The organism is Streptomyces sp. NPDC127084 (assembly GCF_042724175.1).
GTDB lineage: Bacteria > Actinomycetota > Actinomycetes > Streptomycetales > Streptomycetaceae > Streptomyces.
Window position 1 is genome coordinate 1 of the sequence record NZ_JBHXFA010000009.1, and the last position, 20427, is coordinate 20427.

The following is a 20427-nucleotide window of genomic DNA, read 5'->3' on the forward strand; positions in this document are numbered from 1 at the left end:
GCTGTCGGTACCGCCGTTGTCGCTACCCGTATCGGTACCGCCGTTGTCGGAGCCGGTGTCGGTACCGCCGTTGTCGGAGCCCGTATCGGTACCGCCGTTGTCGGAGCCGCTGTCGGTACCGCCGTTGTCGGAACCCGTATCGGTACCGCCGTTGTCGGAGCCGCCGTCGTCAGCCGGGCGGCTGGGGTCGTCGCCCGGACGGTCGTCGTCGCGGGGCTTGTCGCCCTTGTCCTTGTCCCTGTCCTTGTTCTTGTCCTTGTCTTCTTCCTTGTCCTTGTCGCTCGGCGAGCCGGACGGCTCGGGCTCGTCTTCGACCAGATCAGGGACGTCGAGGTCGAACTGCTCGTCGGAGCCGCCGCCGAGAGCGTCGGTCGTGTACTTCTGCCAGATCTGGGCAGGCACGCCACCACCGTTGGCGCGGCCTTCGTTGATGGTGTCGGTCAGCGTGACCTGCCCGGTGCCGTCCGGCTTCTCGCCGAAGAGCCCGACGGCGGTGACGAGTTCGGGTGTGTAGCCCACGAACCACGCCGACTTGTTGTTCTCGGAGGTACCGGTCTTGCCCGCCGCCGCGTAGTCGCCCTGCGCGTTGCGACCCGAACCGTTCTTGACGACCCCGATCATCGCCTTCGTCACACTGTCGGCCGCCTCCTGGCTCAGTACCCGGTCCCCGACCCCGTCCTTGACGTGGATCTCGCCCTCCGGCAGTTCCTTGTTCTTCGCGGACTTCACGATCGACGGTGTGATCTGCTTGCCGTGGCTGGTGAAGCCGGCGTAGACCCCCGCCATGTCCCAGGTGGAGGCACCCATCGTGCCGAGGGACATCGCGGGCTGCTCGGGCCATCCGTCGCCGTCCTGCATCCCCAGGGCGAGCGCGGTCTTCTTGGCCTCCGACGGGCCGACGTCCACGATCATCTGGGCGTAGACCGAGTTCACCGAGTTGTTCGTGGCCTTCTGGACCGAGATGGGACCGTAGTCCTCGTCGTCCTCGTTCTCGGGGGCGAACGGCACGTCACTGCCCTCGACGGGCCGCTTGCTGGTGCCGTCGTAGCGGGTCTGCAGCGTGATCTTCTCGCCGTCCTGGGTCTCGGCCCCGTTCTCCAGCGCGGAGGCGAGCACCACGGGCTTGAAGGTCGACGCGGGCTGGTAGTCGCGGCGGGTGGCGTTGGAGACCCAGTGCTGGGTGGCGCCGATTCCGCCGTACATCGCCACGACATGGCCGTTCTTCGGGTCTACGGAGGTCGCTCCCGCCTGCACGGTCGCGTCGCGCTTGTCACCCTCACGGTCGAGCTTGGACTCAAGCTGCTTCTCGACGGCCTTCTTGAGGGCTTCCTGCTTCTTCTGGTCGATGTTGAGCGTGATCGTCCAGCCGCCCTTCTCGATCTGCTCCGGGGTGACCTGGTACCGCTTCTCCAGCTCGGCCTTGGCCGCGGCGACGAGATAGCCGGTCTGGCCCTCCATCCCGGGCGCGGGCTTGGGTTCCTTGATCTCGGGGAACTTCGCTGCGGCCCGTTTGGACGCGTCGAGCCAGTCCATCTCGACCATGTTGTTCAGGACGTAGTTCCAGCGGTTCTGGACCGCCTCCTTGCCCCTCGGGGTCGCGACCGCCCAGTCGAACTGGCTGGGTGCCTGGAGCAGCGCCGCGAGATAGGCGGCCTGCTCGACGTTCAGCTTCTTGGCGTCGACCCGGAAGTACGCCTGGGCGGCGGCCTGGATGCCGTACGCGTTGCGCCCGTAGTAGCTGGTGTTGATGTACCCGGCGAGGATCTCTTCCTTGCTGCTCTCCTGGTCCACCTTGACGGCGATCACCAGTTCCTTGAGCTTGCGGGTGACCGTCTGGTCCTGGGTGAGGTAGTAGTTCTTGACGTACTGCTGGGTGATGGTCGAACCGCCCTGCTTGCCCTTGCCGGTGACGGTGTTGACCACACCGCGGGCGATGCCCTTCAGGTCGATGCCGGAGTCGTCGTAGAAGGACTTGTTCTCGGCTGCGACGAAGGTCCGCTGCACTTCGGGGCTGAGGTTGGCCAGGGGGATGATCTCGCGGTTGACCTGGCCGGTCCGGGCGAGGACCTTGCCGTCGCTGTACTTGTAGATGTTGCTCTGGAGTTCGGCCTCTTCGTTCGGCTTGGGCACCGGGACCAGCCAGTAGACGACGAAGCACGCCGCGATCAGGGCAAGGCAGAGGCCGAGGAACGTCCCGAGCAACTTCCTCCAGGTGAAGAAGCGGCGTATGCCGCCCTTCTTCACGGCCCCCTTGTTCGTGGCCCGGCGCGCCCCGCGCTGCCGGGCCCGTCGTGCTTCCGCTCGGCCCATCGCCCCGTTGCTCCGCTCTTCCTTGTCGTCAAGCCCGTTCGGCTCGTTCGGCTGGTCCGGCTGGTCCGGTTCGTCTCACTCGTCCGACTCGTGAAGGTCGTCAAGGTCGTCAAGGTCGTCGAGAAAATCAGCTCAGAAAGCTAGCACCGCTCCCCATGACAAAGACCACGTCATCCGGTCTTTTCCGGACGTGAGAATCAGCACCCGCCTCAATGGAACCGACTCACAACTGGCGCGTGAGGTTGCTGAATCCGATAATGTGTAATCACATTGCTAGCGAGACCGGACGCGCCGCGACCGGGGGAATGGGGGACGGACATGCCCGCGACCAGCACATCTTTGCCCGCGGACGCACCTGAGATGCCAGAGCCGCAGGTGCGGGAGTTCACAGCGCACAGCATCGGCGGCGGACTCGCTCTGCTGCTCGGACTCGTGGGCCTCGGAATCGGTGTCGGGCTGATCTTCACCGGCGCAGCGAGCGCCGATGGCGGCGCGAAGGCGGCACTCGTCGTGCTCGGCGTGCTCGTCGTCGCTGCGGCCTTCCTCGCCATGTCCGGGCTGAACATGGTGGCGCCCGGCGAGGCCCGGGTGGTGCAGCTCTTCGGACGCTACCGCGGCACCATCCGCACCGACGGGCTGCGCTGGGTGAACCCGCTGACCTCCAGGGAGAGGATCTCGACCCGGGTCCGCAACCACGAGACCGCGGTCCTCAAGGTCAACGACGCCTACGGCAACCCGATCGAGCTCGCCGCCGTGGTGGTCTGGAAGGTCGAGGACACCGCGCAGGCACTGTTCGAGGTGGACGACTTCCTGGAGTTCGTCTCCACCCAGACCGAGGCGGCCGTACGGCATATCGCCATCGAGTACCCGTACGACGCCCACGACGAGGACGGGCTTTCGCTGCGCGGCAACGCCGAGGAGATCACCGAGAAGCTCGCGGTCGAACTGCACGCACGGGTGGAGGCGGCGGGGGTACGCATCATCGAGTCCCGCTTCACACACCTCGCGTACGCGCCCGAGATCGCCTCCGCGATGCTCCAGCGCCAGCAGGCCGGTGCCGTGGTCGCCGCACGCCGGCAGATCGTGGACGGTGCGGTCGGCATGGTGGAGGCGGCACTGGCGCGGATCGGCGAACAGGGCTTCGTGGAACTGGACGAGGAGCGGAAGGCGGCCATGGTGTCGAACCTGATGGTGGTGCTCTGCGGCGACCGCGCCGCACAGCCGGTCCTCAACACGGGCACCCTGTACCAGTGACTGACCCCAGGCCGGGGCGCGACGGGACGGACCGCGAGAAGCCGGAGCGCGGCGGACCGGAGCGCGACAAGCCGGAGCCCGGTGGACCCGCACGCGGCAACCCTGAGCCCGGGAGGGCCAGGCGCGGCGGATCCGAGCGCGGCAGGCCCGAGCGCAAGCAGGTGCTGCTGCGGCTCGACCCGGTGGTGTACGAGGCGCTGGCCCGCTGGGCCTCCGACGAACTGCGCAGCGCCAACGCGCAGATCGAGTTCCTGCTGCGGCGGGCACTGTCGGAGGCGGGTCGGCTGCCGGGCGGGGTCCGGCCGATCCCCCCTCGGGGGCGGCCCCCGAAGCCCCGTCCCGATTCCGAGCCGACCTGATTCCCGGCCTGCCCGATTTCCAGCGGATTCCGAGCCGACCGGGCCCGACCTCCTGGAGCATCCGGGCAGGACACCGCCTACCGAGGCCAGGAAGCGCCGGTTCGAGGTCGACGGCATCGAGGCCGGCGGCGGCCCCGAGCGCAAGCGATACGCGATCACCGAGGCGGGCATCACCGATGTCGGCCAGTGGCTCGCGAGCCCCGAGAAGCCGGAGCCGTACCTCCAGTCGGCCCTGTACACCAAGGTCGTCCTCGCGCTGCTCACCGGCCGCAGCGCCGCCGAACTGCTCTACACCCAGCGCTCGGAGCATCTGCGGCTGATGCGCATCCTGCCGGAGGGGCTGCGTACGGAGTAGGCCAGGGGCTCTCCGGCTCAGTCAGCGTCGGGTACGACCCGCACCGGGAGGTCCGCCAGTGCCTCCCGGAGCGCCACCGCGAACTCCTCGAACTCCCCCTGGCGGGCCGCTCCCGAGCGCATCGCCAGGGCGATCCTGCGGGTGGGCGCGGGCTCGGCGAAATACCCGGTGGCCAGCCGGTCGTTGCGGCCGGTCTCCACCTGGAGCGCGGTACGCGGCAGCAGCGTCACGCCGAGGCCGCCCGCGACCAGCTGGACCAGCGTGGACAGCCCCGCCGCGGTGGTGGTGACGGGGGCGCTGTCCGCGCCGCGTCCCGCCTCGCGGCAGATGTCGAGGGCCTGGTCGCGCAGGCAGTGCCCCTCGTCGAGCAGCAGCAGCGGCAGCTCACGCAGGGCCTCGCGCGGAATGTCCTCGCGCCCGCCGAGCCAGTGCTCCTGCGGGGTGACCAGCACGAAGTCCTCGTCGAACAGCGGGATCTCGGCCACCCCCGCCGCCCCGAGCGGCACGGCGAGCAGCAGCAGATCGAGGCGTCCGGCGCCGAGTCCCTCCAGCAGGGCGGAGGTCTGCTCCTCGTGCACCTGGAGGTCGAGCGCCGGATAGCGCTCGCGTACCAGTCGCAGCACCGCGGGCAGCAGATACGGCGCGACCGTCGGTATCACTCCCAGCCGCAGCACGCCGGTGAACGGTGCCCGTGCGGCTTCGGCCTCCTCCATCAGCTCACCCACCGTGGCGAGCACCGCCCTGGTGCGCACCGCGAGCCGCTCACCGGCCGACGACAGCAGCACCTTCCGGGTCGTACGCTCCAGCAGCCGGACGCCGAGCGTCTCCTCCAGCGCGGACACGGCACCGGACAGCGCGGGCTGGCTCATCCCGATCGCGGCAGCGGCGTCCCTGAAGTGCAGGTGCTCGGCCACGGCGGCGAAGGCTCGAAGCTGCGCCAGGCTGGGCTGCTTGCCCCGACCCGCCCCGTTCACCAGGCTTACCGCCACCGCGCCACCCACCACTGACAAGCACTCACCATGACAAGCGCCACTGATAGGCGCTTCCGATCGCAGCGGGTAAGTCTAGCCACTGCCCCGATCAACGCGGTGCTCGGCCACCGGTCACCGAGGCCCGCCTATCGGACGCGGCTATCAATGCGGTCGGCATCTTCGATTTCCCCCTATTGATCACACCGTGACAGGGTGGGACTCCGTCCAACCCCACGGAGCCCCCACAAGGGCCTCCCATCGCAAGGAGAGCGCGTGCTCACTGTCGGTGACCAGTTCCCCACCTTCGAACTGACCGCCTGCGTCTCGCTGGAGAGCGGCAAGGAGTTCGAGCAGATCACCCACAAGTCCTACGAGGGCAAGTGGAAGGTGGTCTTCGCGTGGCCCAAGGACTTCACCTTCGTCTGCCCCACCGAGATCGCCGCCTTCGGCAAGCTGAACGACGAGTTCGCCGACCGCGACGCCCAGGTGCTCGGCTTCTCCGGCGACTCCGAGTTCGTCCACCACGCCTGGCGCAAGGACCACGCCGACCTGCGTGACCTGCCCTTCCCGATGCTGGCCGACTCCAAGCACGAGCTGATGCGCGACCTCGGCATCGAGGGTGAGGACGGCTTCGCGCAGCGTGCCGTGTTCATCGTCGACCAGAACAACGAGATCCAGTTCACGATGGTGACCGCCGGTTCCGTCGGCCGTAACCCCAAGGAGGTCCTGCGGGTCCTCGACGCCCTCCAGACCGACGAGCTCTGCCCGTGCAACTGGACCAAGGGCGAGGACACCCTGGACGCGGTCAAGCTGCTGGCCGGTGAGTGAGCATGGCTCTCGATGAGCTGAAGTCCGCTCTGCCGGACTACGCCAAGGACCTCAAACTGAACCTCGGCTCGGTCATCGGCAACAGCGAACTGCCGCAGCAGCAGCTCTGGGGCACGGTGCTGGCCTGCGCGATCGCCTCGCGATCGCCGATCGTGCTGCGCGAGCTGGAGCCGGAGGCAAAGGCCAACCTGTCCGCCGAGGCGTACACGGCCGCCAAGTCGGCCGCGGCGATCATGGCGATGAACAACGTCTTCTACCGGACCCGGCACCTGCTGTCGGACTCCGAGTACGGGACGATGCGCGCCGGTCTGCGGATGAACGTCATCGGCAACCCGGGTGTCGAGAAGGTCGACTTCGAGCTGTGGTCGCTGGCCGTCTCCGCGATCAACGGCTGCGGCCTGTGCCTCGACTCGCACGAGCAGGTGCTCCGCAAGGCGGGCGTCGAGCGCGACGTCATCCAGGAGGCCTTCAAGATCGCCTCGGTGATCCAGGCTGTCGGAACGACGCTGGAGGCCGAAGCCGTCATGGGCGGCTGAGTCCCACACGCACCACCACACCGGGCGCCCTCGCCCGGCTCGTTCTCCCGAGCCGGGCGGGGGCGCTCCGCCGTGCACGGGGCGAGCAGACGGGTCGGTCACCCATACGCCGGTCGTTCACCTGGTCGGGCGTATTGCCTGACTTGCGGCCCGGAGCGGCCCACCGGCCTACGATGATGGCCTCGACGCCAAGCCCACAGGAGGCGCGATGTCTGCCGCAGCAGTCGGGCCCATGCCTTGCGACGACGAGCCGCCGACCCTGCTCGAAGCAGCCAACGAGCTGTCGGAGCAGCACCCCGGCCACCGCGGCGCTGTACGCCCGGGGGCAGCCGGTCGCCCTGCCCGACTCCATCGGCGCCAAGGTCACCCTGGATGTCAGCGAGCTGCTCGAAGCGGGCAAGCGCAGGCCGCGGACGCCTACTTCTGATCCCCGGGCGGAGGAGTCGGCGGCTGCGCCGACGGAGACACCGGCGGCGGAGTAGGCGCCATCTCGATCGCCGTCGCGCCGTGCGGCCCCGGGCCCTGGCGTACGGGGTGTGCCTGGCCGTACGCCCGCAGATAGCCCACCACCGTGTTGGCCACCGCCACCAGCGGTACCGCCACCACCGCTCCCCCGATGCCGGCCGTCAGACCACCGGCGGCGACAGCGAGCACGACCGCGAGCGGATGGACCCGCACCGCCCGTCCGAGGATGAACGGCTGGAGCACATGGCCCTCGATCTGCTGCACGGCCAGCACCACCAGAAGCACCATCAGCGCGGTGAACACGCCCTGGGTGACCAGCGCCACGATGACCGCGAGCGCGCCTGACACGACCGCACCCACCAGCGGGATGAACGAGAACAGGAAGATGAACACCGCGAGTGGCACGGCCAGCGGCACATCGAGGAAGTAGATGCCGAGACCGATGAAGATCGCGTCGATCAGGGCGACCACCACCGTGCCGCGCACATAGGCGGTCAGCGTCCGCCAGGCCCTCGGGCCCGCTCCGGCCACACCGGGCCGCGCCTGGGCGGGCACCAGCTTCAGGGTCCACTGCCAGATGCGCTTCCCGTCGTAGAGCAGGAAGAGCGTGGAGAACATCGCCAGCAGCATCCCGGTGAGGATCTCGACCATCACGCCCACGCCCTGGAGCCCGGCGGAGGTGATCTCCTGGGTGTTGGTGCCGATGGTGTCCTGGAGGTTCTGGGCGATATCGTTGATCTGCTGCTCGGTGACATGGAACGGGCTGTTGAGCAGCCAGAGTTTGAGCTCCTCGATACCGTCCTTGACCCGGTCGGCGAGGTTGTCCAGGTTGTCCAGCACCTGCCACACCACAAACCAGCCGACCAGGCCCATGATGACGAAGCCGAGAATGGCGGTCACGGCCGTGGCGAGCCCGCGCGGCAGGCCCAGCCCTCGGAGGCGGGTCACGGTGGGCTGGAGCAGCGCGGTGATCAGCAGGGCGGCGACAAAGGCCAGCACCACCAGTTGAACGGCGCTGATCACCCGCATCAGCACATAGACCGTGCCCGCCAGCACCAGCAGCCGCCAGCCCGCTTCGGCCGCGACCCGCATGCCCCAGGGGATGGCGGACACGGGGTCGGGCCTGGCGGCGATGGCCGGCGCGTACGCAGGAGGCGCGGGCACATGGTCCGCGGGCACGACCGACCGGTCGGCGGCAGGGCCGCCGCTGTCGCCGGCGCCGTTGCCCGCGGGGTCACCGGGGTCGCCACCCGCACCAGCGCGCATACCCGCGCTCGAACCACCGCCGGTACCGGCGTCGGCCGTCTCGCCGTTGACGGTGAGGCCGTCGTCGTCACGGACGACCGCGGCCCGTCGGGCCTCCAGCCGTTCTCCCCAGCGGTTGAGACCGGCGCCGACCCGGCGCAGCCACCCTGGCATTCTCGACATGTCGCTTCCCTCTCCCCCGGGGTCCGCCACGACCGTACACGCACGGAACCCCCCGCCGTAGTACGGCGGGGGGTTCCGGGGCGCGGAGAACTACTGCCGCAGGCCTAGTACCAGTTGTTGGCCTGCCAGAACGACCAGGCGCCGCAGGGGCTGCCGTAGCGGTCGTTCATGTAGTTGAGGCCCCACTTGATCTGGGTGGCCGGGTTGGTCTGCCAGTCGGATGCGACCGAGGCCATCTTGGAGCCCGGGTTGGCCTGGACCAGACCGTAGGCGTCCGAGGTGGGGTTGTCGGCGCGGTAGTTCCAGCTGGACTCGTGGTCCACGATGTTGCTGAAGCACTGGAACTGGTCGCCCGGGATCATCTGGCGGGCGATCGCCTGGACTTCGGAAACGCTGTACGAGGACTGCTGCGGGAAGCTGGAGGGGGCGCGGACGTCGGAACGGCTCGCGCGCTCGGCTGCCTTCGCCTCGGCCTCGCGCTCGGCCTTCTCGTCAGCGGCCTTCTTCTTGGCCTCGGCGTCCTTGGCAGCCTGGATACGGGCCGCTTCCTCCACCGACTTCTTCGCAGCGGCGTCCGCGGCGGCGGCCTGGGCGTCGGCCTGCTGCGACAGGGACGCGACCTGCACCTGGGCCTGCTCGCCTACGGGGATGTCCGCGAGCAGCGTCGCGTCCGCGGCAGAGGCCTCGAAGTCGTTGTCCGCGGCCTGCGGGGTACCCGAGGCCACGCCAACGACGGCGCCGACAGTGGTGACCGCAGTGGCGGATGCCACCGCGAATCCCCGGACCGAAATCCGGCTCACACGGTTTCCTTCCAGCAGCGCCCGCACAGGTGACCTCGCGGACGCAATCGTGCCCCTGGCACTGGCACCCCTACTTGCTAGGTCACGGGGGGCGCGGGCCCGGTGGGCAACTCCCCTGCGGGGAGTGCCGCGTGGTGCTCGGGCGACATACGGCGAAGGCTGTTGAGTTATGTGGTTCCACATCCCTGAGGATGCAGGTGTGCCGTATGCGGGGCCTGACGGAAGCAAGACTCTGCCGGAAGGCGAGGGCGCAAGGCAATTCCTCGTTACGTGGGATAGGTCACACCTCGTTTGCCCCTGGGGTTCTACGGAAACGGCAGCGCAGCACGGCGCCGCCCGGCTAAGCTCCTTCGCTTCACCGGGCGGCGCCAACTTCTTTGACGGACAACCAGGACAGAACCAATCAGTTTCTGTCAGTCCGCGCCAGAAGGCATCAAGCCACTCCATCCTCAAGCATTTCGGTCACCAGGGCGGCGATCTGCGAGCGCTCCGAACGCGTGAGCGTCACATGGGCGAACAGCGGATGCCCCTTCAACTTCTCCACCACGGCGACGACTCCGTCGTAGCGGCCGACGCGCAGATTGTCCCGCTGTGCCACATCATGCGTGAGGACAACCCGGGAATTCGCCCCGATCCTGGACAGAACGGTCAGCAGTACGTTCCGTTCGAGCGACTGGGCCTCATCGACGATGACGAACGCGTCGTGCAGCGACCGCCCACGGATATGGGTGAGCGGCAGCACTTCCAGCATGCCGCGCCCGAGTACCTCCTCGATGACGTCGCGTCCGGCGACCGCCGAAAGCGTGTCGAAGACCGCCTGCGCCCACGGGCTCATCTTCTCGGCTTCGGTGCCCGGCAGATAGCCGAGGTCCTGCCCGCCGACCGCGTACAGGGGACGGAAGACCATCACCTTCTGGTGCTGTCTGCGCTCGAGCACCGCCTCCAGGCCGGCGCACAGGGCGAGCGCGGACTTCCCGGTGCCGGCCCGGCCGCCCATCGAGACGATCCCGACCTCCGGGTCGAGCAGCAGATCGAGGGCGACCCGCTGCTCGGCGCTGCGCCCGCGGATGCCGAAGGCCTCCCGGTCGCCCCGCACCAGGCGGACGTTCCCCTCGGCCGTGACGCGTCCGAGCGCCTTGCCGCGCTCGGACTGAAGCACCAGTCCGGTGTGGACGGGCAGCTCGGAGGCCTCGGGGAGGTAGAGGGCCTCCTCTTCATAGAGGAGGTCCACCTGTTCGGCCGAAAGTGCCAGTTCGGACATTCCGGTCCAGCCGGAGTCCGTGATGGCGAGTTCGGCCCGGTACTCCTCCGCGAGCAGTCCGACGGACGAGGCCTTGATCCGCAGCGGCAGATCCTTGGAGACGACGGTGACGTCGTAACCCTCCGCCTGGAGGTTGCGTGCCACCGCGAGGATCCGGGAGTCGTTGTCTCCCAGTCGGTAGCCCGCAGGGAGCACACCGGGATCTGAGTGGTTGAGCTCCACTCGGAGGGTGCCTCCCAGGTCGCCCATGGGAATGGGGGCGTCCAGTCTGCCGTGCCGGATCCGGTAGTCGTCCAGCAGGCGCAGTGCCTGCCGGGCGAAGTATCCGAGCTCCGGATGGTGCCTTTTGGCCTCCAGCTCGGTGACCACGACGATCGGGAGCACGACCTCGTGCTCGTCGAATCGGGCCATGGCGTGCGGGTCGGCCAGCAGGACGCTGGTGTCGAGAACGTATGTGCGCCTGTCGGGCATGCGGCGCTTAGTGCTGTTCACCACGGAAGGACGTACCCCCTCGGCTGAGATCGGGGTGCGACGACGTCGCGGGTTGGAGGTCTCCCCGCCGGAGGCGGGGTGACAGGACCGGTGTCCGGCCGCGATGCACGGGCCGGGCACCGGCCCTCCGTTCCTTCCGTGCTGAACGCACGGTCGTCCTGGCGCAAAGGGCCTCCCGGGCGGGCGGCTCGGCACCACCCGCAGCAGAACGGCATCCGGCCGGTGTCCGGATGTCGACCTGGAAGGGATATTCCCTCGAACGAGCACGGCCATGCAATGGCATATGACGACGCGTCGATGAACGTCGGTGAACATCGGTGAAACGTCGACGCACGCCGGCGAACAGGGCATGTCCGAGGAGGCGCCCGTCCGGAGTCCGCCGCCGGGCAGGGCCGCACCGCGCGCCGCCCGGGAAAGACGAGCGGTGTGAAGTCACCGCCGCCGCACGAGTGACTGGTGCGAGAGCGGACAACCCTGACGGAATCCGGCATAACGACCGTTATGGGTGAGGTGGGTTCATCCGTCCGGAGGTGCGCCCGGGGCCCTCCACGGGGGCGTCCGGTGCGCGTCGCCGGTCTCGGCCCCGTTGCTCAACGCGGCGCCGGCGCACTGGTGCGGCATCCTCGTACGCCGGTGAGGCACCGTGGTGGCGGCCCGGCCGTGGCCGGGTGTGCGAGGCGTGGCCGGTCAGGAGCCGTAGCGACGGTGGCGGGCCGCGTAGTCGCGCAGCGCGCGCAGGAAGTCGACCTTGCGGAAAGCGGGCCAGAACACTTCGCAGAAGTAGTACTCGGAATGAGCGCTCTGCCAGAGCATGAACCCCGAGAGCCGCTGTTCGCCGCTGGTGCGGATGACCAGATCGGGGTCGGGCTGACCGCGGGTGTAAAGGTGGGAGGCGATGAGATCCGTGTCCACGATCTCCGCGAGCTCCTCGAACGTCGTGCCCTTGGCCGCGTGCTCGGTCAGCAGCGAGCGGACCGCGTCGGCGATCTCCTGGCGTCCGCCGTAGCCGACGGCGACGTTGACGAGTATCCCCTTGTTACGGGCGGTCGACTGCTGGGCTTCCTTGAGCACCGCCTGGGTACGGGCGGGCAGCAGGTCCATGGTGCCGGCGTGGTGGACCCGCCAGCGGCCGTCCGCCGCGAGACCGCGCACCGCGTTCTCGATGATGCCGAGCAGCGGGACCAGCTCCTCCTCGGGGCGGTCCAGGTTGTCCGTGGACAGCATCCACAGGGTGACGACCTCGACATCGGTCTCGGCACACCAGCCGAGCATCTCGTGGATCTTGTCAGCGCCCGCTTTGTGGCCCTGTTCCGTCGTGCCACCGGATGCCTTGGCCCAGCGACGGTTGCCGTCCAGGATGACGCCGATGTGCTTGGGCACCTGGGCGTGGTCGAGGCGGCCCTCCACACGGCGCTCGTAGAGCCCGTACACCAGGTCGCGCAGGTTCACTCAGTCCACACCCTCTCGGTTCCGTCCGGGCCGGCACGCACCATCCTCGTGGCTCTCGGCCCGCCGCGCGGCACACCTCTCGCGTGCTGCGGCTGCCCCCGATGCGGCCAGGTTACTTGGCACCGTCCACAGCGGCCCAACCCGGCCTGTCACAAGTCCGTGATAAGCAGAGAAGCGTGAACGTTTCCCCCTACTCGCCCTACTCCCGCTCCTCCTACCGGGCCGCCGAGAGCCGCTACGACTCCATGGAGTACCGCCGCAGCGGCCACAGCGGGCTCAAGCTCCCCGCGGTCTCCCTCGGCCTGTGGCACAACTTCGGCGACGACCGCGCGCTCGAATCACAGCGCGCGATCCTGCGCCGCGCCTTCGACCTGGGCGTGACCCACTTCGACCTGGCCAACAACTACGGTCCCCCGCCCGGCTCCGCCGAGCTGAACTTCGGCAAGCTCTTCGCCCAGGACTTCGCCGCGTACCGGGACGAGCTGCTCGTGTCGACCAAGGCCGGTTATCTGATGCACCCCGGCCCCTACGGCGAGTGGGGTTCGCGCAAGTACCTGCTGTCGTCGCTCGACGCCTCGCTGCGCCGGATGGGGCTCGACTACGTCGACATCTTCTACTCGCACCGCTTCGACCCGCACACCCCGCTGGAGGAGACGATGGGCGCGCTGGCGTCCGCCGTCCAGCAGGGCAAGGCGCTGTACGTCGGCGTGTCGTCCTACAGCGCTGAGCAGACCGCCGAGGCCGCCAGGCTGCTCAAGGAGATGGGCGTCCCCGCCCTGATCCACCAGCCCTCGTACTCGATGATCAACCGCTGGATCGAGGACGACAACCTGCTCGACACCCTCGAGGGCGCCGGTATGGGCTGCATCTCCTTCGCGCCACTCGCCCAGGGCCTGCTCACCGGCAAGTACCTGACCGGCATCCCGGAGGGCTCGCGCGCCTCGCAGGGCAAGTCGCTCGATCCCGGGCTGCTCTCCGACGACGTGCTCCGCAGGCTCCACGGACTGAACGGGATCGCGCAGCGGCGCGGCCAGTCCCTGGCCCAGCTGGCGCTGTCGTGGGTACTGCGCGACCCCCGGATGACCTCCGCGCTGATCGGCGCGAGCAGTGTGCACCAGCTTGAGGAAAACGTCGCCGCGCTGTCCGCGCCACCGCTGTCCGAGAGCGAGCTGGCGGAGATCGACACCTTCGCGGTGGACACCGCGGGGACGAACATCTGGGCCGCTCGGAACTGACGAGGCCTGAGGGGGAAAGAAAACGGGCCGGTCCGTGGGGGGGATACGGACCGGCCCGAGGGGGGGTTTCCACCATAACCCTTCGTGAGGTTCGGCGCGTGCAACGGCGCAGCACAATTACTCTCCGAAGGCAGTGGGCTGCGGTGCGCAGAGGGAAGCACGGCGCGGAAGCCGGGGGGAATCCGCGGGAATGCGCGGGGATACGGGGGAAAGCAGCCGGTGGCGGCGGCTCGCGGCACGGCCGGTCAGCAGAGCAGGGCCGTGACGGCGACTACTCCCGACGGGGGACCCTGGGGACCGGGCGTCCGGTTGACGAGAGGGCCCGGGGACCGGGTGCCCGGTTGACGAGAGGGCCCGGTTGCCGAGAGGGCCGCGTCACGCGCCGACCCGGGGAGCGGTCATACGCGGCGGCGCAGCAGCGTGACCCCGTCCCGTTCGGCCACGACCACGTAGCCGTGCTCGCGCTTCGCCGCCTCCAGCTCCGCGAGCTGCTGCTCGATCGGGTAGGGCCAGTGGCCCGTCTTGTAGGGCCAGGCCTCCGGGGCCCTGCGGTCATGGATGATCCACTCCGCCGTGGGACGGGGCAGCCGCTGCTGCTCGTACTCGTAGAGGTGCCCCTCGACCGGCCAGGTCGGGAAGATCACCACCTCGCAGCGCGAAGTGAGCTGGGGCGCCAGACGGTTCGACGCGGCGACCGTTGCCCCGTGCGGGATGCGCCGCAGCAGCGCCTGCGCGGCCTCGATATGGGCAGTGGTGCGCCAGGTGGCGCGCTGCGCCAGCTGGGCGAGAGGGAAGGACGGCAGCATCACCAGCGTCACGGCGATGACCGTCAGAAGCGAGGCACGGAGGTGGCGCGACGCGAGCGGTTGGTTCGGAGCGGCTTCCCGGTAGCGGGTGAGGGCGTCGATGAGACCCGCGAACACGACGGGCATCAGCACGGCGCTGTAATGGAAGGCTGTGCCCCAGTGGAAGACGTTGTCCGAGAGCATTCGCCAGCCCAGCGTCGGCACGGCGATCAGTGAGACCGGCGAGCGCAGGGCGACGAGCGCGCTCGGCGCGAAGACCAGCACAAGGGTCATGGCCTTGACGTCGGGGCGCAGCACGTCCAGCGGGGCGAACGCGATCGTGGCGAGCAGCGAGCCGTGCGCCTCGGCGAGGTTGGCCCCGTGCGCGTAGCCACCGCCCGGGTTGAACGCCGGGAGCAGCAGCTTGATCTCGATCGCGCTACCGATCAGCCCGACGGCCGCGGTCAGGATCCCGAACCTCCGCGGCCCCTTCCAGGCGATGTACCCGCCGACCGCGGCGAGGGTCAGCCCGAGGTCCTCCTTCACCAGCAGCAGCGGTACGGACCAGGCAACCGCCTGCCGCCAGCGCCGGCGCCCGAGTGCCTCCAGGGCGAAGGAGAGCAACGGCACGGCGAGCGCCACCTCGTGGAAGTCGAAGGCCGCGGCCGACGCGATGCCCCAGCTCATTCCGTACGCGAAGGCGACGACGTGCGCGGCGCGCCGACCGAGGGCACGGTCCGCCCAGCGGGTGAGCGGGACGACGGCGACGGCAAGCAGTGCGGACTGCGCGACAAGCAGACAGAGCGGGGAGGGCCAGACCCGGTACAGCGGGGCCAGCGCGGCGATCAGCGGGTGAAAGTGGTCGCCGAGCAGATTGAACCCTTCGCCGCGCAGCGGGGCGAAGGGGGCCCGGAGTTGGGCGTAGCCACGTACGGCCTGCTCGAAGATGCCCAGGTCATAGCCCGTGGTGCGGAGGAGTAGATGGCGGCGTACGGCGACGGTCGTATAGAGGAGGAACAGCGCCGCCGCCCATCCCCAGCACACGAAGGCCTCCGCCGCACGGCCCGGCCGGTGTGGCGGGCGCACGGCACGGGCTTCGATCGTCTGCGCATGGGCAGGCACGATCTCGGTATTGGCGAAGAATGTCCGCATACGCCCGCATGCTAGAGGCTGGAGTGGCGACGCCTACGCAGCCAGCGCCGCCCCCATGAGGAGACCGATCAAGGTCCCTCCGATCATGAACGGCCCGAACGGGATCGCCGATCCACGGCTCGCCCGGCGCAGCAGCACCAGCCCGAAGCCGTACACCGCCCCGAGCAGGAACCCCGCGAAGGCCCCGGCGAACAGCACCTCCCAGCCGTACCAGCCGAGGGCGATCCCCAGCGAGACCGCGAGCTTCACGTCGCCGAAGCCCATGCCTCTGGGGTTGATCAGGAAGAGCGTGAAGTACGCCCCGCCGAGCACGAGTCCGCCGAGCAGCGCTGCCGTCCAGGACCCGGCGGCACCCGGCACCAGCGCCGCGCCGCCCAGCAGCACGGCGGCGGCCGCCGCCAGCGGCAGGGTCAGCAGGTCCGGCAGCCGGTGCACGCGGCTGTCGACGAGCGCGAGCAGCACGGCGACGGGTGCGAGCAGCACCCATACTGCGGTTTCGGGCCGCACCCCGGCCGCGGCGGCGAGCCCGGCGCAGCCGGCGGCGGTGAGCGCGGGGATGAGCGCGGAGCCGCGGTACGCCGCGGCCCCGCGGCGGTGGTTCTCGCCGTGGTCGGCCTTGGGGTGGCCGACCTCACGGTGGCCGACGTCGCAGCGGCCGACGTCGCAGCGGCCGACGTCGCAGCGGGCCGCGCCGAGCCAGCCGCCCGCGAACCCGGTGATCGGATGGCCGGACGGGCAGGCGTCCCGCCAGGCCTCCCCCGGCTCGACCGACAACCGGTACGCGGCGCGGGGCAGCAGGGCCCCTGACCCGGCCCCCCAGAGCGTGGCGGCGGCGATCACGACGACGTACCCGATGTCCACGACCCGAGCCTAGGACCTCCGGGTACGGTCGACACCCATGGGCGACGACATCGGCATCCGGCGTGACGGGCAAGGCGAGTTGACGATCCCGGGCCTGGCCGCCCCCGTGGACCTGGTGATCGCGGCCTCATATCGGGCGCGGACCCGCGGACTGCTGGGCCGGGACGGTGTCGACGGGGCGATCCTGCTGACCCCGGCCAACAGCGTGCACACGTTCCGGATGCGGTTCACCATCGATGTGGCGTACCTGGACAGGCGGTTGCGGGTGCTCGCGGTCCGCACGATGAGACCGGGCCGGCTGGGACTGCCCAGGCCGCGCGCCCGGCATGTGCTGGAGGCGGAGGCGGGGGAGATGGAGCGCTGGGGTGTGCGGCCGGGCGTCCGACTCGGCATCACGGCGGCCCCGAGCCGAGGAGCGTGAAGGCCCCGTACACACCGGAGGCCACCGCGAGCGCCCCCAGCACGGTCATGGACCAGCGCGGCCGGACCCTGGCCAGTGCGGCGGCCGGGGGCAGCAGCAGTGGGAACGCGGGCATGATCAGGCGCGGCCGGGAGCCGAAGTAGGCGGCGCCGATCAGCGAGATCACCACGATCCCGATGCCGTAGACCAGCACGGGCAGCGGCTGCCGCTGCTTCAGGCAGAGCCACACCACCCAGCCGAGCAGCCCGAGCGCGGCGATGAGACCGACCCCGGCGAGCGGCGCCGCCCCCGTGAGCTGCTGCCCCACGAACCGGGCGAGCGCCACACCGCCGTCGATGTTGTTGCCCCAGGCCGCCTGCACCTCGAAGTACGCCGTCGGGCTGCCCTCGCGTACGGCCACGAAGACCACGTAGCCGAGCCACCCCAGCGGCGCCAGCACCACGCCTGCCGCCATTCGCCAGGTCAGCGCCCCGAGGCCGTCGCGTACCAGGCGTACCAGCGCGGTGATCCCGATTGCCGCGACGAGCGCGGCGGCCGACGGCCGGGTCAGCCCGGCGAGCGCGCACAGCGCGCCGGCGGTGATCCAGCGGCCGTTCAGCAGCGCGTACAGCGACCAGGCGGCGAAGGCGGTGAACAGGGTCTCCGTGTACGCCATCGACTGCACGAACGCGGTCGGATACACACCCCACAGCATGGCCAGCAGCACCCCGGCCCGCTGCCCCGCGACCTGCGCCCCGACGGCGTAGATCCCCCACGCCGCGCCGAACGCGGCGACCCAGGCGATCACCAGCCCCGCGGTCGCGGCGTCGAGGAACGGCAGGGCCTCGGAGACGCCCCGCTCCAGTGCGGGCAGCAGCGGAAAGAACGCGAGATCGGAGTGCACGCTGTGGTCGGGCAGCGTCACCTCGTACCCATAGCCGTTCTCCGCGATCCGGACATACCAGACCGCATCCCAGCGCCCCTTGAGCCGGTGCAGCCCGTCCTTGCCGGTGGCCGCCGCGGCGATGGCGAGGACCACCATGCCAGTCAGCCGGACGGCCGCGTACCCGAGCAGGGCGGGGACGACGGGGGCACTGCGCAGACGGGCGAGCAGGGGACGGGGGTGCTGGGACATGCGGTCGATTATGTACGCGTGCGCTCCCGCACCCCGCCGGGCACCCCGCCTGCCGCCACCGCTCTAGGAGCCTCCCTCACCGCGCGGGAAGGACACCTCGACCCGGCGGTTCTTCTTGCGGCCTTCCTCGGTGCCGTTGTCCGCGATCGGGTACTGCTCGCCGTACCCGCGGATCTCGAAGGTGGTGCCACCACCCCCGAGCTCCCTGCTCAGCACCCCATGCACCGCATTGGCCCGCTGCTTGGACAGCACGTCCCCGTGCGCGGAGGTACCGAGGTTGTCCGTGAACCCGAACACGCGGACCTTGGCCGCGTTCTGCTTCCTGATCTCGGCGGCGATCGCCACGATACGGGCGTTGGCGGCGGGGCCGAGGGCGGAGCTGTCCTTGGCGAAGAGCACCTCGGCCTGGAGGGCGAACTTGACTGTGGCGTTGGTGTCTTCGCGACGTTCCTCGCCGCCTTGCTCCTCGACGACCTGGACGATGTCGAGCACCCTTGATTCGCCCAAGGTCGCACCGTCGGCCATCTTCAGGTCGGTGTCTTCGGGATTGACCTCGACAGGCGCCGCGGCCGATGCCTCGGTTCCAGGCGGAACACTGGGGCCTTCATCCGCGAGTGCGTTTGGCACATCAATTGCCCCGGCCGCTGCAAGCAACGCTACTGCCACAGCGATCCTTCTCACCTGCCCTCTCGCATTGGGCCGCGCACCATTAACCATGCCCTCACCCGTCCATCTTGAGGGTCGCAGACGCGAAGGTGGGTAGCGTGAAGTCAACCTCAACCGTACCGCCGGGCGGAGCCGGGAACTGCATGAAGACCGGGGCAACCTTTCCCGCGTTGATCGGAAGAATACCTGTCGTACAAAGGCAACGGCCGTCCGTGTCGCGCAGGATGTAGTAGCGCTTCTTCCCGACTCTATCAACGAGCGTGGCACCCGCTACCGAGTTGGGGTTGGCTGCGACCACGGCGCTCTCCGCACCAGCCCAGCCACCTGTATCGCGGATCCCATCGCCGGTATTCCGAATCTCGCCGTTCACCGTAACGAAACCGCCGGAGTCACGCTTGATCTCGTTAATGACGAGTACCAAGCCCCCTCGCCCCTTCATTTCGGCGATTTTCACACTCCGATCCACGCCCTCCCCCGAGACAGCATCACCCTTCGCGTCCACCCGCTCAGAGGGACTCGGCGCCGACGGCGCCCCCTCGTCCGACTCTTTACCTTGATCACCCCCGCAGGCGGACAATGTGAGGGTGAGCACCGCCGCCATCCAGACCGTCGCAACCAGCCTCTGGGTCGCCCCGGTGCGCCGAATGCTCATGGATCTACTTCCTTTACTCATCACTCGATGTCCGTCAGTCGATCAAATGAATCGCGAAGAACGCCTCGGCCAACTCACCCCAAGGCTCTGGGTTCAACGGATCAACGGTGAACTTGTCACGATCCTCGCAGGTGAACTCGATCAGGTTCGGCTCGTCCTTCGAAGCACTCGCCTCCCCACTTCCTTTGCCCGACCCAACTCGGTTGGCTACCAGCTCCCAGGAGCACAGGAACTCAACACGAGCAGTCGCACTGGCCGTAGCGTGGCGCTCGGAGGTTCCAGGGAGCACGGATTCCCCCACCGTGTAGCGGGTTCTCACATTGACGGTGACCTCGTCCTGAAATACCCCGCCACTCCATGCACATGGTCCATCAAGTCCGTTTGATACCAAGTCAGCGCGGTTCTTATCAGCAAAACGCTGAGCCTCTACGCAAGATTTCCCAGTAGACCTGGCACTGCTGAAGAATTCTTCCAGTCCATGTGGCACCATGAGCGCTGCAAGAAAGTCCGGACCCATCTCGCGCCTAGCCTCCAGGGCTGCGGCGAGTGCCGCAGCGTCTGCTGCACCTTGGGCCCCGTTGCGGGTCGCTGAAGCCTTGCCGACCGCAAAGAATGCGAGAGCGAGAAAGAGCAGGCCTGCCACCATCATGATGTAGATGGGGAAGGCCTGCCCTCGATCGCTTTCGCTGACGCGAGTCAGAGTCACTCGCCGGAGCCAGCAGTAATACTGTTCACCAGCCCGGTGATTCGCGTAGTGATCGCCGCACCGATCCCCGTGGCCACCATCCCACCAATGATCGCCACGACCACCAGAATGATCCCCAAGTACTCGAACGCCGTCTGACCGCGATCCGCGCTCCCGTAACGCCTTCGGATCTTCACAACGGCCGTGTTCGCCCAGCCACTCACCCGAACCTGCATATGAGCCGCGGCCTTCAGCATGGTGTTCGACATCGTGATCCCCTTCGGGTCCGGCCGATGACCTATCGACCGACGCGTAAGTCTCCTGGGGAACGTACGCCTGAGCAGACTG

General features: G+C 69.0%; 19 protein-coding genes and 1 pseudogene. 7 read left to right on the plus strand and 13 right to left on the minus strand.

Translation table 11 applies throughout. The features are described from left to right. Positions 1-2310 (minus strand): transglycosylase domain-containing protein (locus ACFWI9_RS03920; RefSeq protein ID WP_387158899.1); only part of this gene is annotated, 2310 nt, incomplete at its 3' end. 318 nt (positions 2311-2628) lie between these two features. Here ACFWI9_RS03920 and ACFWI9_RS03925 point away from each other — a divergent pair. The 3 genes and pseudogenes from ACFWI9_RS03925 to ACFWI9_RS03935 all read left to right on the plus strand — a co-directional run. Further along, positions 2629-3564: an SPFH domain-containing protein gene (locus ACFWI9_RS03925; protein WP_387158900.1), complete on the plus strand. Its 936-nt coding sequence runs from the start codon at positions 2629-2631 to the stop codon at positions 3562-3564. Further along, positions 3561-3923 carry an AT hook motif protein gene (locus ACFWI9_RS03930; protein WP_387158901.1) on the plus strand — a complete coding sequence of 121 codons (363 nt, stop codon included), beginning with the start codon at positions 3561-3563 and terminating at the stop codon, positions 3921-3923. Before ACFWI9_RS03925 ends, ACFWI9_RS03930 begins: the two co-directional genes overlap by 4 nt. Before the next feature lie 22 nt (positions 3924-3945). Then, positions 3946-4269: pseudogene (locus ACFWI9_RS03935) on the plus strand (PadR family transcriptional regulator); the annotation flags it as partial. Between the two features lie 26 nt (positions 4270-4295). On the opposite strand, the gene ACFWI9_RS03940 reads toward ACFWI9_RS03935, so the two are convergent. Next, positions 4296-5282: a hydrogen peroxide-inducible genes activator gene (locus ACFWI9_RS03940; protein ID WP_387158961.1), complete on the minus strand. Its 987-nt coding sequence runs from the start codon at positions 5280-5282 to the stop codon at positions 4296-4298. A gap of 240 nt (positions 5283-5522) precedes the next feature. Here ACFWI9_RS03940 and ACFWI9_RS03945 point away from each other — a divergent pair, with 240 nt between their 5' ends. After that, the gene (locus ACFWI9_RS03945; protein ID WP_387158902.1) at positions 5523-6077 is read left to right on the plus strand and encodes a peroxiredoxin; all 555 of its coding nucleotides are present in this window, start codon (positions 5523-5525) and stop codon (positions 6075-6077) included. A 2-nt stretch (positions 6078-6079) separates the two neighbouring features. Further along, entirely contained in the window at positions 6080-6613 is a 534-nt protein-coding gene (locus ACFWI9_RS03950; RefSeq protein ID WP_387158903.1) for an alkyl hydroperoxide reductase, read from the plus strand. Positions 6614-7030: 417 nt separating this feature from the next. On the opposite strand, the gene ACFWI9_RS03955 is transcribed toward ACFWI9_RS03950, so the two are convergent. From ACFWI9_RS03955 to ACFWI9_RS03970, 4 genes are all read right to left on the minus strand, one after another. Next, positions 7031-8506 (minus strand): AI-2E family transporter, encoded by a 1476-nt coding sequence (locus tag ACFWI9_RS03955; RefSeq protein WP_387158904.1) that lies wholly within the window; start codon positions 8504-8506, stop codon positions 7031-7033. Between the two features lie 104 nt (positions 8507-8610). Continuing rightward, positions 8611-9306, minus strand: coding sequence for a transglycosylase SLT domain-containing protein (locus ACFWI9_RS03960; RefSeq protein ID WP_387158905.1), 696 nt, complete (start codon positions 9304-9306; stop codon positions 8611-8613). 433 nt (positions 9307-9739) lie between these two features. Continuing rightward, positions 9740-11062: a PhoH family protein gene (locus ACFWI9_RS03965; protein ID WP_387158906.1), complete on the minus strand. Its 1323-nt coding sequence runs from the start codon at positions 11060-11062 to the stop codon at positions 9740-9742. 684 nt (positions 11063-11746) lie between these two features. Then, positions 11747-12508 (minus strand): isoprenyl transferase, encoded by a 762-nt coding sequence (locus ACFWI9_RS03970; protein WP_387158907.1) that lies wholly within the window; start codon positions 12506-12508, stop codon positions 11747-11749. A gap of 176 nt (positions 12509-12684) precedes the next feature. On the opposite strand from ACFWI9_RS03970, the gene mgrA reads away from it, so the two are divergent. Beyond that, on the plus strand, positions 12685-13743 hold the full coding sequence (gene mgrA / locus ACFWI9_RS03975; protein ID WP_387158908.1) for an L-glyceraldehyde 3-phosphate reductase: 1059 nt from the start codon (positions 12685-12687) through the stop codon (positions 13741-13743). Positions 13744-14141: 398 nt separating this feature from the next. On the opposite strand, the gene ACFWI9_RS03980 is transcribed toward mgrA, so the two are convergent. Further along, positions 14142-15680, minus strand: a complete 1539-nt coding sequence (locus ACFWI9_RS03980; RefSeq protein WP_387158909.1) for a DUF2079 domain-containing protein — start codon at positions 15678-15680, stop codon at positions 14142-14144. A 33-nt stretch (positions 15681-15713) separates the two neighbouring features. Next, a complete protein-coding gene (locus tag ACFWI9_RS03985) occupies positions 15714-16541 on the minus strand; it encodes a prepilin peptidase (protein ID WP_387158910.1) in 828 nt (275 codons plus the stop codon). Between the two features lie 37 nt (positions 16542-16578). Here ACFWI9_RS03985 and ACFWI9_RS03990 point away from each other — a divergent pair, with 37 nt between their 5' ends. Continuing rightward, complete coding sequence (locus ACFWI9_RS03990; RefSeq protein ID WP_387158911.1) at positions 16579-16962, plus strand: DUF192 domain-containing protein; 384 nt, start codon at positions 16579-16581, stop codon at positions 16960-16962. Here the strand turns inward: ACFWI9_RS03990 and ACFWI9_RS03995 are convergent. From ACFWI9_RS03995 to ACFWI9_RS04015, 5 genes are all read right to left on the minus strand, one after another. After that, positions 16934-18076, minus strand: coding sequence for a mannosyltransferase family protein (locus ACFWI9_RS03995; RefSeq protein WP_387158912.1), 1143 nt, complete (start codon positions 18074-18076; stop codon positions 16934-16936). The genes ACFWI9_RS03990 and ACFWI9_RS03995 overlap by 29 nt on opposite strands. 63 nt (positions 18077-18139) lie before the next feature. Then, on the minus strand, positions 18140-18793 hold the full coding sequence (locus ACFWI9_RS04000; RefSeq protein ID WP_387158913.1) for an OmpA family protein: 654 nt from the start codon (positions 18791-18793) through the stop codon (positions 18140-18142). A gap of 4 nt (positions 18794-18797) precedes the next feature. Next, positions 18798-19394, minus strand: coding sequence for a hypothetical protein (locus ACFWI9_RS04005; RefSeq protein ID WP_387158914.1), 597 nt, complete (start codon positions 19392-19394; stop codon positions 18798-18800). A 34-nt stretch (positions 19395-19428) separates the two neighbouring features. Continuing rightward, a complete protein-coding gene (locus ACFWI9_RS04010; protein WP_387158915.1) occupies positions 19429-20100 on the minus strand; it encodes a pilus assembly protein TadG-related protein in 672 nt (223 codons plus the stop codon). Beyond that, positions 20097-20348, minus strand: coding sequence for a hypothetical protein (locus ACFWI9_RS04015; protein ID WP_387158916.1), 252 nt, complete (start codon positions 20346-20348; stop codon positions 20097-20099). The genes ACFWI9_RS04010 and ACFWI9_RS04015 overlap by 4 nt, the downstream gene beginning before the upstream one ends. Positions 20349-20427: the final 79 nt, after the last annotated feature.